Annotated in this window: 9 protein-coding genes; 7 read left to right on the plus strand and 2 right to left on the minus strand. The window is 45.6% G+C overall.

All coding sequences use genetic code 11. The features are described 5' to 3' along the window. Positions 1-107: 107 nt before the first annotated feature. From sppA to DP_RS11245, 4 genes are all read left to right on the plus strand, one after another. Positions 108-1,928 carry a signal peptide peptidase SppA gene (sppA, locus tag DP_RS11230; RefSeq protein ID WP_011189440.1) on the plus strand — a complete coding sequence of 607 codons (1,821 nt, stop codon included), beginning with the start codon at positions 108-110 and terminating at the stop codon, positions 1,926-1,928. Positions 1,929-2,328: 400 nt separating this feature from the next. Continuing rightward, positions 2,329-2,529 carry a cold-shock protein gene (locus DP_RS11235; protein ID WP_011189441.1) on the plus strand — a complete coding sequence of 67 codons (201 nt, stop codon included), beginning with the start codon at positions 2,329-2,331 and terminating at the stop codon, positions 2,527-2,529. Positions 2,530-2,731: 202 nt separating this feature from the next. After that, positions 2,732-3,682, plus strand: a complete 951-nt coding sequence (locus tag DP_RS11240; RefSeq protein ID WP_011189442.1) for a homocysteine S-methyltransferase family protein — start codon at positions 2,732-2,734, stop codon at positions 3,680-3,682. Further along, a complete protein-coding gene (locus tag DP_RS11245; RefSeq protein WP_011189443.1) occupies positions 3,679-6,102 on the plus strand; it encodes a methionine synthase in 2,424 nt (807 codons plus the stop codon). The genes DP_RS11240 and DP_RS11245 overlap by 4 nt, the downstream gene beginning before the upstream one ends. A 59-nt stretch (positions 6,103-6,161) precedes the next feature. Here DP_RS11245 and DP_RS11250 read toward each other — a convergent pair whose 3' ends face one another. After that, positions 6,162-7,898: an NAD-dependent malic enzyme gene (locus DP_RS11250; RefSeq protein ID WP_011189444.1), complete on the minus strand. Its 1,737-nt coding sequence runs from the start codon at positions 7,896-7,898 to the stop codon at positions 6,162-6,164. Positions 7,899-8,038: 140 nt separating this feature from the next. On the opposite strand from DP_RS11250, the gene DP_RS11255 reads away from it, so the two are divergent. Both DP_RS11255 and DP_RS11260 read left to right on the plus strand, forming a co-directional pair. Beyond that, on the plus strand, positions 8,039-9,100 hold the full coding sequence (locus DP_RS11255; RefSeq protein WP_011189445.1) for a KamA family radical SAM protein: 1,062 nt from the start codon (positions 8,039-8,041) through the stop codon (positions 9,098-9,100). A 107-nt stretch (positions 9,101-9,207) separates the two neighbouring features. After that, positions 9,208-10,758 carry a sensor domain-containing diguanylate cyclase gene (locus DP_RS11260; RefSeq protein WP_011189446.1) on the plus strand — a complete coding sequence of 517 codons (1,551 nt, stop codon included), beginning with the start codon at positions 9,208-9,210 and terminating at the stop codon, positions 10,756-10,758. A gap of 7 nt (positions 10,759-10,765) precedes the next feature. Here DP_RS11260 and priA read toward each other — a convergent pair whose 3' ends face one another. Beyond that, positions 10,766-13,342 carry a replication restart helicase PriA gene (gene priA, locus DP_RS11265; RefSeq protein WP_041278703.1) on the minus strand — a complete coding sequence of 859 codons (2,577 nt, stop codon included), beginning with the start codon at positions 13,340-13,342 and terminating at the stop codon, positions 10,766-10,768. A gap of 127 nt (positions 13,343-13,469) precedes the next feature. Here priA and hrpA point away from each other — a divergent pair, with 127 nt between their 5' ends. Further along, positions 13,470-17,243: an ATP-dependent RNA helicase HrpA gene (gene hrpA / locus DP_RS11270; protein ID WP_011189448.1), complete on the plus strand. Its 3,774-nt coding sequence runs from the start codon at positions 13,470-13,472 to the stop codon at positions 17,241-17,243. Positions 17,244-17,247 lie beyond the last annotated feature (4 nt).

Below are 17,247 nucleotides of genomic sequence, written 5' to 3' on the forward strand. Positions count from 1 at the left end.
AAGCACAATTTTTATCCATCGCCCATGGCGAATTAGGGCAATTTAAGCTAAAATAGCTTAACAACAGATATCTTATCCATTTCCCTCAGAAAAAAGAGAGTATAATCATGTTACCTGCGTTCATTATGAAAATTTTTAAATTTTTCATTAAAACCCTCAATATACTCCGACTGCTTATCCTCAATTTTTTTTTCTGGGGAATCATTATCTTCTCCCTGGTCCTTTTCATCAACAAAGAAGAGGCAACCCTTGAGTCAAACAGCATTCTTTTGCTCAACCTTAATGGAAATATTGTTGAAGAAAAGACAGCTCTTTCTCCTCTCACAGGCTTAGCTGGCGATTACCTTAACAGGGCGCCAAAACAGGAAATGCGCCTGCGAGACATCATCAGGGTGATAGAGCAGGCCGCAAAAGACCCCAAAATAGTGTCTATCCAGCTTGATACAACCAAGATGGGAAATGCAGGTTTTAATAGCCTTAAAGATATTAGCAAGGCCCTTGATCTTTTCAAAAAGAGTAAGAAAAAGATTATCGCCATCCAGGATAATTACTCTCAAAAAGGATACTATCTTGCCGCCCATGCCGATACCATTATCATGAACCCCGTGGGTTTTGTCGGCGTGCATGGACTCAGCTCCTACCGTCTCTATTTTAAGAGAGCCATAGATAAACTGTTCATCAACTATAATGTTTTTCTGGTAGGAGACTACAAGTCAGCTCTGGAACCCTTTACCCGTAATTCTATGTCAGGACGAGATAAAGAACAGACAAGAGACTGGCTCACCGACCTCTGGGGAATTTATAGAAATGATATTATCGCCCAACGTGACCTGTCAGATGCAAACATGCTCTATAACTACACCCACAACCTCCCTGAATTACTGGCAGAGGTTGGTGGAGATAGTGCCAAACTGGCAGTTCAGGCGGGACTTGTCGATAAACTCCTGCAGCGTCATCAGGTTTCTCCATACCTAAAAGAGCTTTCATATAACCCCGAGAACACTGTCGATTTCAACCAATATCTGGCAACAATCCCACCCCGGGAGTACAGCTCAGAAAAGCCAACCATTGCCGTTGCCATTGCCGAAGGGAAAATTTTACCAGGTCTGCAACCTGCGGGTGTGATTGGTAGTGAAAGCCTGATTCGAATAATAAAAGAGGCAAGGGATGACGAAAACATCAAGGCCCTTGTTCTCAGAATTAACTCTGGAGGAGGCTCTGCCTTTGCCTCTGAACTTATTCGGCAAGAGCTACTGGCCTTCAAGGCAAAGGGAAAGACACTCATCGTATCCATGGGGCGACTTGCCGCCTCGGGTGGTTACTGGATAAGTGCAGATGCAGATCAAATATGGGCCTCTCCAGCAACCATTACTGGATCTATTGGTATTTTTGCCGCTATCCCAACCTTTGAAAAGAGTCTTGCTCATCTGGGCATATACTGCGACGGAGTAGGTACCAGCCCCCTGGCAGGTGCTACTAACATAAGCAAACCTCTGACAGAGCCCATTAAGGCTGCCCTGCAAATCTCCATAAAACACGGTTATAGACAGTTTATCAATATTGTTAGCATAGGACGTGGCATCGAGCCTGAAAAGGTGGAAGCGATGGCTCAAGGCCACGTCTATTCAGGGAAAAAGGCCCTGCAGCTTGGCCTGGTAGATAAATTAGGAAATCTTTCCCAGGCAATCGAAGCCGCAGCAATAGAGGCAGGGATCAAGGACTATAACCTCATATACCTAGAGAAAGAGCTCTCACTACAGGAGCGAGTTCTGCAACTATTTTCAGCAGGTCTTAAATCAATCAATACAATGACTCAAATAAGCCCGGAGATGGCCTTTTTCGCAGAGGAAGTCAACAAAACTCAAGAATTCCTAAAAAGTCCTGATCCTCAAGGAATATATGCTTACAGCGGAGATTACCCATATTAAAGGATATGCTGTTTCCTGCCCGGTGCTCTCAGGCAGAAGACGATGCTCCATTTAGATCTGCAGGAGAAGAGATAATAAAGATCTGTCTGTTTCCAGTTATTAACTAAATAATACTGTTCTTTTTATGCTATTATTTTTTTAACAGAACAGATAGCATAGATTTCCTATCATCTTTATAAGGAAAATTTTTTCCTGCTTTGCATACATAAAATATGTTGCTTTATAAAAATCCTTATGATAAACGATTATTATCTCTTTTAAATTTACAAAGTTAGATCTTGTCCCACAACCATACTGTTTATTATAGTTTCACTCTTGATAATTTGATTTACCTGCCTAAATATAGGCATTTTTTCTAAAAAGGCCCCCTAAGGGGACTGTCTCAAAAGGAGTTGTAACAATGGCTGAAGGTACAGTTAAGTGGTTTAATGACGCAAAGGGTTTTGGTTTTATCGAGCAAGAAGGTGGACAGGATGTCTTCGTACATTATTCTGCTATTGGTGGTGAGGGATTCAAATCACTTACAGAGGGCTCACGAGTAAATTTTGAAATTATTGATGGCCCTAAAGGCCCTGCTGCTGATAACGTTTTAAAAGCTTAGGCTTTTTTTATCAGTTCAAGGCTCTATGCTTTCTGCATAGGGCCTTTTTTTATATTCGAGAGTTTTCTCCTTTTTTTTTATCCCGTACTTCTCTATAATCCCCTTTCAACAAACAAATCTACAACGTCTCAGGGGAGCAAACTTATAATGTTAATGCTTTCCTGCTGTTGACCAAACAAACTATCAGTCCTGAGGTTCTATAATGGCATTTACCGATGAATCCCTCTTAATTTTCGATGGAGCCTGTGGCACTACCCTACAGAGCATGAATATCGCACCCTCTGCCTGGGGAGATCTTGCCGGATGCAATGAATTCCTCAATATAAGTGCGCCGGAATATATTATTGAATTACACAAAAAATTTCTGGAGGCAGGGGCAATGGTTGTTGAGACCAATACCTTCGGTGCCTCCTCAATTGTATTGACAGAATATGGATTAGAAAACAAGGTCGACGAAATTAACAGAGAGGCGGTAAAAAATGCAAAAAAGGCCATCTCGCAACTTAAAGACTCCAGCCAACCACGCTATATTGCGGGTTCCATTGGCCCTACCACAAAGCTTCCCTCTCTGGGACACATAGAGACTAAGGTACTTGCCCAATCAATTCGAGAACAGGTAATAAGCCTGCTGGAGGCGGGTGTAGATGCTCTCATCGTAGAAACCTGCCAAGACCTGCTTCAACTGAAGACAGCCCTCATAAGCTGCTTTGAGATTTTGGATGTCGCCCCTAAGAAGCTCCCTGTACTTGCCTCGGTTACCTTTGAAAAACAGGGCACCATGTTGCTCGGCACCGATATCGCAGCTGTCTGCGCAACCCTTGCCCCCTTTCCTCTATTTTCCCTCGGCCTCAACTGCGCGACAGGGCCAACGGACATGGTGTCTCAGATTCAATATCTCAGTCAAACATGGGACAAAAGAATATCCTGTATTCCAAATCAGGGTATGCCGGAGCTTAAAGATGGCAAAACCCATTATCCTCTAAGTCCAGAGGAGTATAGCCAGCATATGCTTAAGTTTGTCGCAGAGTATGGTGTTTCTATTGTTGGCGGATGCTGTGGCACGGGACCAGAACACATAAGACAACTTGCGACATGTCTACGAGGACAAAAACCACAGAGACAATTGCAGACTAATACGGAGTCAATAATATGAAAGTAACAGAACAAAACAGAGTCCCTGCCCAGGTCTCCAGTCTTTTCCAAGCGGTAGATATTCACCAGCAGATCCCCCCTCTTATTGTGGGAGAAAGAGCGAATCCTACGGGGTCAAAAAAATTCAGAGAACTTCTCCTCGCAGAGGACTTTGAGGGCTGTCTACAGGTGGCAAAGGATCAGGAAGAGCTGGGGGCCCATGTGCTTGACGTCTGCGCTGCCTGGGCAGGAAGAGACGAAGTCACTGATATTACTCGTTTAATTAAAGACTATAGCGGGACACTAAAAACACCGCTCATGATTGACTCGACTAACCCACGAGCAATCAAAGCAGCCCTTGAGGTGTATCCCGGCAGACCCATCATCAACTCCATAAACCTTGAGGATGGCGGCAAGACCCTGCATGAGGTTCTGACTCTAACGAAAAAATACGGTGCTACCGTTATTGCCCTGACCATTGATGAGAGCGGCATGGCCTTGAGCTGCGATGAAAAGATTTCCATTGCCAAGAGAATCCATCACATTGCCACCACGGAATATGGCCTTGACAGCTCTGACCTTTTCTTTGACCCCCTCACATTTACCGTTGGCTCAGGAGATAAGACCCTCAAAGATGCCGCCGTCCAAACCATGGACGCCATTAAGCGAATCAAGGTTGAACTGCCAAATTGCCATACCATCCTCGGGCTCTCCAACATCTCCTTTGGGCTTCCACCTGCTGCCAGAAAGGTTCTCAATGCCGTTTTTTTACATGAGGCGGTGGCAATAGGACTTGATGCAGTAATTATTAACCCGACCAACTGCATCCCCCTGGACTCCATTGACAAGAGGGCAAGAGAACTCGCCCTCGACCTCCTCTACAATAGAGAGGTCGAAGGGGAGTCTGAGCCTCTCATGCGCTATATTGAATATTTTGCAGAAAATGCAGCGGTGGGAGATCAGGAGGGTAGTCCGGAGGAGCTGCTCTCGCCGGAGGAGGGCATCCGCAAGGCTATCCTTAAGGGTAGTCGTGAGGGCCTTGAAGACACCATGCAGATACTCCTTGACCAGTATACCCCACTGGATATCATAAACCAGCTGTTGGTGCCAAGTATGCGTGAGGTGGGGGAACTCTTTGGCGCAGGTGAAATGCTCCTGCCCTTTGTCTTAAAATCCGCCGAAATTATGCGCGCCAGTGTTGATATTCTTGAGCCGTATATGGAAAAGGCTGCCAACAGTGAATCCACCAAGATTCTCCTGGCGACGGTGCAGGGTGACGTACATGATATCGGCAAGAATCTCGTCAACATCATACTCAGCAACAATGGCTACCAGGTCATTGATATTGGCATTAAGGCATCAATAGAGTCGATCATAGAGGCGGCCAAGAGACATGAGGTGGATATGATTTGCCTCAGCGGCCTGCTGGTAAAATCTGCCATTGTCATGCAGGAAAGTATGCCCATCTATAGAGAGGCGGGACTTACTCAGCCAATTTTACTTGGTGGCGCAGCGCTCACCAAAAAATTTGTAGCCGAGGCCTGCGCCCCAAATTACCCCTCCCCTGTGGTCTACTGTCAGGATGCCTTCAGTGGCCTTGCTGCCATCCAGCAACATGAGGCGGGAACGCTTGAGACCACAAAATGGCAGGCAAGGGAGACCCAAGAGGTCAAAGAAGCTAAGACCATCACCATACTGCCAGCCAGGGATATTCCGACACCGCCTCTTGGTAGAGCGGAACTCTCCGTTGCCACATCTGATTTTCTTGATCTGGTAAAGACCAATACCCTCTTCAGGGGACGTTGGGGCTACAGGCAAAATAAGATGAGCAACGATGAATACGCCCAGCTCATTAGCACGGAGGTAATGCCACAGTTCGAAAATATCCGCAGGCGAATTTTAGAAGAAGAGCTCTTCCAGGCAAAGATACGCTATGGCTGGTTTCGCTGCTATCGACAGGGAGACTCTCTGACAGTGCTCGATGGGGAGAGGGAGTATAACTTTCCTCTGCCAAGACAAAAACATGGTCCCCACCTCTGCCTGGCAGATTACTTCAGAGATAAGAATGGGGGAGGGGACGTGGTTGGCTTCTTTGTCTGCACCATTGGCAAGAAAGTTGCACAGGCATTGCAGCAGCTCTACAGTACAGAGAGTTACCACGATTACTTTTTACTCCATGGCTTGAGCGTTAACGCCGCAGAGGCCCTGGCCGAACATGCCCATCTCTGGATGCGGCAGCAGATGGGGAGCCAGTTCGGCGGCAAGAGATATAGCTTCGGCTATTCCGCCTGCCCTGATCTGGATCTGCAACGGCCCCTCTTTGAACTTCTTCAGGCAGAAAAAATCGGCATCACCCTTTCCGAAGAGCTGCAGATGGTCCCCGAACAGTCTGTCTCAGCCATGGTCGTCCACCATGACCAGGCCTCTTATTTTGTCGTATAAAAAAAAAGGAGGCGAAGAGCTTCTGCTCTTCGCCTCCCCATTACCCAATCAAGGTCAGCCTACATCGCTGTCATTGGTAGATACTCAGGACTCCAGCGCATCTTAGAAATAAGCACCTTCATTCGAGCAGGGTCATTATTGTGGCTAAAATCGGAATAGACACATGGTCTGCTCACCCCATGCTCAATCGCACATGTGGCGACGGCAAGGGCTACCTTCTCACTCACCTTGGATATTTCACTTACCTCGGGCACCAAACAGCCTCGATCAAGGGCCTCCTGACTAAGAGAATTTGATACGGCGTAGGCTGCTGCAGTGAAAAATTCAGGCAACACCTCACGCGCTCCAGAGGCAAGCACCCCAAGACCAACACCAGGGAAGACAAAGACATTATTACACTGGCCAATGCGTGAGGTCTTGCCATCATGTTCCACCGGAGCAAAGGGGCTACCAGTAGCCACAAGTGCCTGCCCATTTGTCCATGCGTAGATATCTTTAGGCTGTGCTTCAGCCATATGGGTTGGATTAGAAAGAGGGAAAATAACGGGTCTCTCTGTATTCCCCAGCATATTCTTGACAACGGTCTCGGTAAAACATCCACCCTGTCCCGAGGTGCCGATAAGAACGGTAACACCTGCCTGCTTAATAACATTTTCAAGCTTATGATTTTCAGGATCTGCCAACCAGGAGAGCTTGGCTCCATCCTTGGCAAATTTCTTTTTGTAGGCCTCTATTTTACGATCAACGGTGACCACACCACGTGAGTCAATGGTAAAGACCTTATCTCTAGCCTCCTCTTCAGACAGACCCTCTGCCATCAGGGCTACCTGAATCTGCTCACCAATCCCAACACCACCGGCACCTGCGCCATGAATAAGAAATACCTGATCGGTAAGCTTGGCGCGCTTAACTTTCATTGCGGAAAGAATCGCCGAGAAGGTAATAGCACCGGTACCCTGAACATCATCGTTAAAGGAGACCATGGAATGACGGTACTTATCACGGATATCGAAGGCATTTTGCTTGGAGAAATCTTCCCACTGACAGAGGGCATTCGGAAACACATTTCTGAAGGCACGGGCAAAACGATCAATAAAAGCGGTATATTCATCTCCTACGAGACGCTTCTGGCGCCAACCGAGGTAATGTTTGTCGGCAAGTAACGCCTCGTTGTCGGTACCAATATCAAGAGAGATGGGCAGACAATGCCATGGGGCAATACCTGCACCCTGGGTATAAAGCATTAATTTTCCAAGGCAAATGGCGATACCGCCTGCTCCCTGATCACCTATTCCAAGAATTCCCTGATTATCAGTAACAACGGCAACCCGAATATCACGATGGGCAAAACGACGAAGAATGTCCTCTGCCTGGTCAATGGTATCTGGAGAGAAATGAAGTCCGTTTGCCTGCCTGAACATTGCAGAGTACTTCTGCACAGCAAGCCCAACCGTCGGCGTATAGATAATACCCATGAATTTTTCTAAGTCACTCTGAATAAGGGCATGGGCAAGGGTGACATTACGATCAAAAAGAGAACGGATAAAAATATATTTTTCTTCCTCACTTTCTTTTTCACCAAGCTTTATATGACAATTTTCTACCTGCGCTTCAAGATCACGAAAGCCAGGTGGTAAAGAACCCTGAAGTCCAAAGTCATCACGTTCTTTAGAACTAAAGGCCGTGCTTTTATTGGTGTAGCTACAGGACATAATACTTGGCCCTGTTCCATAAACAGCAATGTCACGTGTATTACCAAACTCATCATACTTAAACCGATACAAATCTGAAGACATTTCTCTACTCCTGAAAAATTTTAATTAACTTAACAAACTTCAGTGATTTCTCCTGCCGCCACTAGCTGTACGCACAAAAAAAAGCATTCCTTAATGCTATCCAATTGACAACAAAGATCCCATGAGCAATAGTATGCATCATGAATAATTGGAAAAACATATTACAAGAAAGTATTACTTCGCCTAGCCAACTCCACCTTTTCAAAAAAAAACATCAAAATCTTAATGAAACGATATCAAATAAAGTTATACCAGATTTCCCTATGCGCATAAACTCTTATTTTCTGAGTTTAATAGAAGAAGTTGGCGATCCAATCTGGAAACAGTGCATTCCCGATCCACGCGAAGAAGAGGATTTCATCTGCATGGAAGATCCCTTAGGAGAAGAGGCCCTAAGTCCGGTACCCAACCTTGTTCATAAATACCCTGACAGAGCTTTACTTCTCGTCACCAATCAATGCGCAGTGTACTGTCGTTTTTGTACCAGAAAGAGAATGGTCGGTACAGAACGAATGCATATAACAGAGGAAAACCTGCAGGCCTGCTACGATTATTTACGCAGGACCCCGGCAATACGTGAGGTACTTATTTCAGGTGGTGATCCACTCCTTCTTGCAGATGATAAAATAGATCATATTTTATCCGAGCTACAGAGCATTCCCTCAATTGATGTTATCCGTATTGGCTCACGGGTACCCTGCACCCTACCAATGCGCATAACGCCAGAGCTTGTCGCTATCCTGCGAAAATATCATCCCCTTTACATTAATACCCACTTTAACCATCCCCGGGAACTTACCCCTGAGGCAAAAAAGGCCTGCGCCCTTCTTGCCGATGGTGGCATACCACTTGGTTGCCAAACGGTACTCCTTAAAGGGGTAAATGATAATGCTCAGACCCTCAAAGAACTTTTTTTAGGGCTACTCAAGATGCGGGTCAAACCTTATTATCTCTTTCAAGCTGATCTCACCCGCGGCACAAACCATTTCCGCACAACCACAAAGACAGGAATTGATATTATGCGCCAACTCTATGGCCATATATCAGGAATGGCCATTCCTCGTCTGGCACTCGATGCACCGGGAGGAAAGGGAAAAATACCTCTCTCACCAAATTATATTAAAGAATCAGGAGAGAATCTTATTTTTGAAAATTATTTAGGTGAAATATGCTCATACCCCGAGGCAGTTGATCCTCTTTAAAAAAATCTCTACCACAAAAAACAACACTTAAAGTTGCAAAAACAACTTATACCGGTCATAGTAATCAGAATTAATTGATTTTTTATCTTTTACTCACCTAAATAATTATGCAAAAAGCAGATATTATACGACAGGCATTACACTCACGTGAGCTCCCCACCCTGCCTGTCGTGGCCAGCCAAATACTGACGCTTACAGCTGCAGAAGACGTAACCCTGACCTCTATTGCCCAACTCGTCTCACAGGATATTTCACTCTCAGCAAAAATGCTTAAGGTGGTGAACTCAGCCCACTACGGCTTCCCCCAAGACATATCATCGATTAATCAGGCAGTCTCCCTACTCGGTCTAAATGCAGTCAGATGCCTTGTCCTCTCCTTCTCATTTTTATCAATGAAGGTTGAACAGAAGGCAAATCTCTTTGATTTTAAAAGTTTCTGGCAGAGATCGCTTGCCTCAACCGTTACGGCTAAACTGATCCTCGATAATATTGAAAATGCCAACAGCGAAGAGGTCCTTATTACCGGCTTACTGCAAAACCTTGGTGAGCTTATCTTTGCTGTAGTTTTTCCTGATAAATATGAGGAGATACTGGAAAACTCAGAAGAGATCACCGCAGATAAGGGTACAACTGAAAGGGCCATTTTATCTGTAACCCATTGCAGGATGGGTTACGAAATTGCTAAGGCGTGGGCTCTGCCACCAAGTATCTATGTGCCTATTCTCTACCATCACAGCCCCAAAAGCTATACTGGTGGAAGTGCAGATGTGCAGAGAACAATTTCTGCCATCTATCTCTCCGACATTCTCACTCAGATTTTTTTTTCTCGGACACCAGAAATATATTACAACAAATTCCGGAAAGAGGCTCGCTCACTCCTGATGCTCAAGGAAGAAGATATTCAAAATATCCTCGCCAATGTGCATACCGAAATAAAAAAAGCCGGCAGTACCTTTGATATCGAAATAAAAAAAATACGCTCCATTCAGGATATTCTTCAAGAGGCTAATATACGCTTAAGCTTGCTCAATCTTAACTACGACCAGGTAAATAGAAAACTTGTTGAAACCACTATAGAACTTGAAAAACTAACGGAAGAACTTGCTAAAAAAAACAGACAACTTGAAACCCTGGCAAATATTGATGGTTTAACGAATTGCTATAACCACAGATATTTTCAAAACGCCCTGGACCAGGAACTCAGCCGATCCAGCAGAAACAGTTTAGCAATCTCTTTAATCATGTTTGACATAGATAATTTCAAGAGATTTAACGATAGTTATGGCCACCAGGCAGGCGACTTTATACTTTGCGAGCTCACCAGGCTCATCCAGGAGCAGATCCGAAAAGACGACGTTCTTGCTCGTTATGGAGGAGAAGAATTTGTCATAATCCTCCCGGAGACAGAAAAAGAGGACGCCCTTATCGTCGCAGAAAAAGTTAGACACGCCTGTGAAGAGCACTCCTTTCAAAACATCCACAAGACACACCAGATTACCATAAGCTTGGGTGTCGCCACCGAACATTCTGCCCAGATATCACCACTTAACAAGACCTCTTTTATCGACAAGACAGACCTTGCCCTTTATAGCGCCAAAGAAAATGGCAGAAACAAGGTTGTGGTATACTCTCCCAAAAAAAGAAAGTGGTTCCTATAGTAGAGGTTCACATAAGATTTTCTGGATCAACATCAATAATCATCGTTATCTTTGCCAGCAACAGCTCTTTCCCGGCAGACTCCACCCTGTGACAGAGGGTATGTAACTTCTCGTAACAGCTCCCTTTTATGAGCACCTGCCAACGGTAGGAATCCTTTATCCTGTCAATAGGAGCAGGGGCAGGGCCCAGTATGTCAACTTGAAGTTTTTTATCCCGATTTTCCCGGCGACAAAAGTTGGCTATATTTCCCGCACTATTCTTTACCTGCCCCTCGTTCTCACCTCGAATATGAAAGGCTATCAGACGGACAAATGGTGGGAAAAGCGGGTTTTGCCTAAGAGATATTTCATGCTCATAAAAGGCCTGATAGTCATGATTGCGGGCAAAGGCAATAGCATAATGGTCCGGACGCATGGTTTGAATAAACACCTTGCCAGGAGAATCACCTCGCCCGGCCCGGCCGGTTACCTGACTAATCAGCTGATAAGTTTTTTCTGCGGCCCGAAAATCAGGTAAACTCATCCCGCCATCGGCCCAGACAACACCTACTAAAACCACCCCGGGAAAATGATGGCCCTTGGCAATCATCTGAGTACCAATAAGTACATCTATCTGACCATCACGCATCTTTTGCAATATTTTCAAAAAATGTTCTCTGTTCCCAGCTGTATCAGAGTCCAGCCTCGCTACCCGAGCCTCTGGAAGCAATTTTTGCACCTCTTCCTCAACACGCTCTGTGCCAAAACCCACGGGCACAATATTTGCTCCGCCACAACTTCTACAGACGGTTGCTTCGGGCAGGGAAAAGCCACAATAATGGCACACCAATTTTTTTGAATGCCTGTGCAGAGTCAAAGAGACATTACAACGCTTACAGGAGACAATTTCCCCACAATCACGACAAAGAACAATAGCTGAAAATCCCCGCCTGTTCATAAGTAAAATGGACTGTTTGCCCTGAGCCAGTACCTCCTTGAGTGCTGTCTGCAGGGGAGGTTGAAAGATCCCCTTCTTCTTCTTTCCCTTATCTCTAGTGTTAAGATCGATCACCCTTACCCGTGGCAGGGTTCTGGAACCAATCCTGTTCTTCATTGTCAGAAGGCGGTATTTACCACTTTTGGCATGATAAAAGCTTGTTACCGAAGGCGTTGCTGAACCGAGGACAACCGTAGCAGAGTGGTATTTTGCCCGAAGAACGGCAAGGTCCCGAGCATTATAACGAAAGCTGTCATCCTGCTTAAAGCCACCATCATGTTCCTCATCGACCAGGATGAGTCCAACATTTTTCAGGGGAGCAAAAATTGCCGACCGTGCCCCAATAACAATTTTAGCCCGGCCAGAGAGGGCAAGGCTCCACTGGTCATACTTTTCACTGGCCTTTAAACCGGAGTGTTGCAAAACCACAAGATCACCAAAACGGGAGACAAAATAGGCCTCTAGTTGGGTGGCCAGAGCAATTTCTGGCACCAAAACGAGGACATCTCTGCCCCGAGCTATGGCCTCCTCGGCCGAGCGCAGATAGACCTCGGTCTTGCCACTTCCAGTAATCCCATAAAGTAGAAAGGGAGCAAAAATTTCCCCTTCTATTGTCTTCTTTATTTCACTGCAGGCCTCTTCCTGCTCAGGACTCAGCTCTTCGATGCGGGGGAAAAAGGGCAAGGTATCACCAAAGGGATTACGAAAAACGCGTCTTTGAAAACGTTCAACAAGCCCTCGCTCTTCAAGATAGACCAGAGCCTTAGCAGCACCCGGATAGAGCCTGAGCAGATCTCGTCTGGGCACATCGGTACTGTTATTTTTATGGGCCAAATAGGACAAATAGTAGAGAGTTTTTGCCTCAGAAAAAAGCATCTTCCCGGTAATGGACGACAACAGACTCTGGCGGAACTCCTCTATCTGAGAGGTTTCAGGGGAAAGCTCTGCCTGCAGGGAGTCAATATCAAGGGCTAATCCAAGCAAATGATAGCATATTTCATTTTTTTCCCGGACACTATCACCGACCTGCTCCTGTCCTATCTGGACAAGTCCCAATTCTTCCAACTTGGTAAGGAGAGTTCTGTTTTTGGACTCCTTTAACAGAGACCGGCTTTCAGCAAAGCTGAGCTTACCCAGTTGGCAAACCCTCTGCAGCCAATCGGGCATCTCCTGTATAAGCCCAGCTAATTTTTTCTCATCCCACGGGGCCTCTCCTCTTTTTATGACAGAGACCGTCTTCTGGGTCAGGCCACCGGGTAGGGCACTTTTAATAACAAGCCCGAGTGGATAATGATAATAATCTGAAATCCATTTAAAAAATGGCAACATATTACTATGAAAAAGGGCGCCCTTATCTAAAAAACGAAGGATAGAACGAATCTTATACTTTTTTTCTTCCCTCCCCTCTGGACAAGCAACCTTTTCCCTTAAAATATTTATAATATAGGCGGTAGCCTGCCTGCCACTAAGCGGCACCAGAACTCGCATGCCAAGCATATGGGCATCTGAACGGCCACCGGTATCAACCCCCCTTAGCGAGTAGGTAAGTATTTGATTTACCGGCAGGGCAAGAGCAACCTCTACCTCTGGATCTATTTTAATTTCCACTATATCCCCAAAAAAATCTCCCATTGCCACTTAGACAAGAGGAGAAAAAGCACAAACTTGCAAAAAAGCTACTGCTCATCCCCTTCTTATGGTAAAAAGCAGGCGCAGAGTCTAATAAATAAACAATATGTACCATATATTCTTCCCCACATCCATTATCACCATGTCAAAACTTCTCACCATACTACCGATAGACAAACATAAAGACGAAATTATCACCGCGATCAAAGAGAACCAAGTTATCGTTATCGCTGGAGATACAGGATCTGGCAAGACAACACGCCTACCACAGTACTGTCTCGAAGTAGCCCAGGAGGGTAAGTTAGTGGGTTGTACCCAACCAAGACGACTTGCCGCTGTATCCGTTGCCGCCCGGGTGGGAGAAGAGGTTGGACGAAGTGAAGAGGTGGGCTATAAAATTCGTTTTCACGATTACACCACAGCAAAAACAAAGATAAAGTTTATGACCGATGGTGTCCTTTTGGCAGAGACAAAAAGTGACAGAGATCTCCGTAAATACTCTATCCTGATAGTCGATGAGGCCCATGAAAGAAATCTCAACATTGATTTCCTCCTTGGTTACCTGAAGAGACTGTTGCCAAGACGACCGGATCTCAAATTAATTATCACCTCGGCAACCATTGATACAGCATCTTTTGCCAAGCATTTTAATAACGCCCCGCTCATCTCCATCGAGGGACGTACTTTCCCCATCGACCTGCGCTATGCACCTATTGCAGATGAGGATGAAGATTACCTTGAACACTGCACCGGGGTTGTAAGCCAACTTTTTTTACGGGAACGTCCGGCAGATACCCTGATATTCTTACCAACGGAAAAAGATATCCGCAACTGCTGCGAGATGCTGGCCAAGCATATCCCAAATGTAGAGATACTGCCCCTTTTCGGTCGCCTGCAGGGAAGTGACCAACGGCGAATTTTCCAGCCATGTCCTCAGGGAAAGATTGCTAAAATTGTCGTTGCCACCAATGTGGCAGAAACATCCATCACGGTACCGGGCATACGTTATGTAATAGACAGTGGTCTGGCCAGAATGACCTATTACAGTGTCCGTTCAAAAACAACCAGCCTTCCTATTCAAAAAATTTCCCGGGCCAGCTGTGACCAGAGAAAGGGCCGTTGCGGTCGGGTATCTTCCGGTACCTGCATTAGACTCTTTGCAGAGGAAGACTATCTGGGACGTGATGAATTTACCCTGCCCGAGATTAAAAGATCCAATCTTGCCGAAGTCCTTCTGCAGATGAGCAGTCTAAAATTGGGGGATCCAAATAAATTTCCCTTTGTTGATCCGCCGGCCACCAGCACTATTCGGGATGGCTATGCCCTTCTGCAAGAGCTGGGGGCAATCAAGGGGTACGAACTAACCCTACGCGGGAAAATAATGGCAGATCTACCTATTGATCCCTGTATTTCCAGAATATTAATAGAGGCCAGCAGCAACAGCTGTCTGCGCGAAACAATGATTATTGCCGCAGCCCTCAGTGTTCAGGACCCGCGAATCAGACCGGCTGAAAAGGAGAAAGAGGCAGACCAGGTTCATCAACGTTTTGCCCATAAACACTCAGACTTTATGGCCCTGCTCAATATCTGGAATAGCTTTCATGAAGAGGAAGAGAAAAAATCGTGGTCAAGGCTGAAAAAATTCTGCAAAAGCAATTTTCTCTCCTTTCAAAGAATGCGTGAATGGCTTGATCTACATGAACAGCTGTGCCGAATAGTTAAACGGTACAAGGAGTTCTCTTTTAATGAAAATGACGGCTCATACGAACAGATCCACAGATCCATTCTTGCCGGATTTCTTCGTAATATTGCCCTAAAAAAAGAGAAGAAGATCTACATGGGGGCAGGAAACAGAGAACTGATGGTTTTTCCCGGTTCCCACCTCTTCCAAAGTGCAGGACAGTGGATTATGGCTGCAGGATTCCTCGATACTAACCGTCTCTACGCCTTAACGGTGGCAACAATTGAGGTTGACTGGATTGAACCCCTGGCAAAGTCACTCTGCAGGTACAGCTGGGCAAACCCTCGTTGGGAGAAAAAAACAGGACAGGTCATAGCCGACGAGAAGGTTACCCTTTTTGGCCTTGTTCTGCTTGCCAGCCGTAGGGTAAATTTCGGTAAAAGAGACAAAAAGAACAGAGCCGAAGCCCGACGTATCTTTATAGAATCTGCTCTTCTCAGTGGTGATCTTTGGGGGAAATACCCCTTCCTGAAAAACAATCTCACTCTGGTTAGCCAGTGGCAGGAAACTGAAGAACGATTAAGAAAAAGAGACATTGTCTACAGTGATACTGCCCTCCATCAGTTTTATCAAGATCGACTTGGCGAAGATGTCTATGACAGAACAAGCCTGGAAAAATTTTTGAAACAGACAGAGGACAAAAAAGCTCTCTTTATGACAGAGCAGGACATACTACGCCGGACCCCGGAGACAAGTGAATATGCAGATTTTCCCACCACTATACAGATTGGATCCCTCTCGCTTAAGCTCAGTTACACCTTTGATCCCCGCGGCAACCGTGACGGTTTAACAGTTCATATACCCGTTGATCTTGCCGACACAATCTCCCCTGGACGTTTTGACTGGCTCGTTCCCGGATTTTTAAAAGAGAAGATCACCTTCCTCTTAAAAGGCCTGCCCAAGTCTCTTAGAAAAAAGCTCGTTCCCATAAATAGTTCCGTTGACCGAATCATGGATGATATCAGCACAAAGGCACAGTCGCCAAGTGGCAACATGCTCAGTTGCTTAGAGTCCTCTATTCTAAAACTCTATCGATTCAACCTACAGCGCTCTGATTGGCCTCAGGAACTGCCACATCATCTCACCCCCTATTTTGTCCTTGAGGCTGATTCTGGCAAGGAGGTTTGCTCGGGAAATAATTTAAAGCAGATGCTTACCGGGACGCCAAACAAAGGTGCCATCAGTCAGGAGCAGTTTTCCTTGAAAAAAGATGCCCAGATCATAGTTGATAAGTGGAAGGGTTGGGAGGGTGACAGTTGGGCCTTCGACCAGCTTCCCGCCTCTATCCCCCTCTATAATAAGCAGGGAAGTATTTCAGGATTTTTATTTACCGTACTGGATCCCATCGAACAGAGGTCCAAAGTACAGGTGAATTTCACCAGAAATAAGCAGGAGGCCCTGCAAAGAAATCAGAAGGGGCTGTCATACCTCTATCAACTGCAGTTCAAAGGTCAGCTTAAACCTCTGAGAAAGTCCTGTTCAAGTGCACTCTCTGCCCCATCTTCCCTATGGCTAGTAAAAAACTATAGCGATAGAAAAGAGGCAAGCGACCATCTACTGCAATTTATCCTTCAGGGGATCTTTGATCTCTCCGAGGCAACTCTTCCTGGCAAAGAGTCATTCGCCAAGGTAATAGGTGAGGTTCAGAAAATGGGTCTCTTGCAAAGAGGCAACCTCATATGTCAAGATATTGCAGAGATTTTTCGCTTGAGACGAGAGACAGCTGAATTACTGGAGAAGGTCTTTTTAACCCGGAAAAATGCCAACAAAGAGAAGGAGACATTCTCTCTCCTTATCGAAGAGATTCTGCCAAAGACGTTTTTACAAGAAAAAGAGATCGACCTGAACTCCTGCCGGAGACAGTTCAGGAGTCTTCAGGTAAGACTTGAACGTTTCAGTGCAAACCCCGTTAAAGATGGGCAGAAAAATGCCCTCCTCGCACCGCATTTAAAAAATATAGAGGTGGCGGAAAAGACACGGGAAAAACTGAGCGATGAGGCATGTCAACTTCTCGACCAATATAAAAAAATGGTTCAAGAATTTCGAATTTCTGTCTTTTCACCGGAAATAAAAACACAGATGCCTGTTTCTGACAAGAAGCTCCTTCAGCACTGGCAAAAAACCAAATCATTTATCTAAGGCT

The organism is Desulfotalea psychrophila LSv54 (genome assembly GCF_000025945.1).
GTDB lineage: Bacteria > Desulfobacterota > Desulfobulbia > Desulfobulbales > Desulfocapsaceae > Desulfotalea > Desulfotalea psychrophila.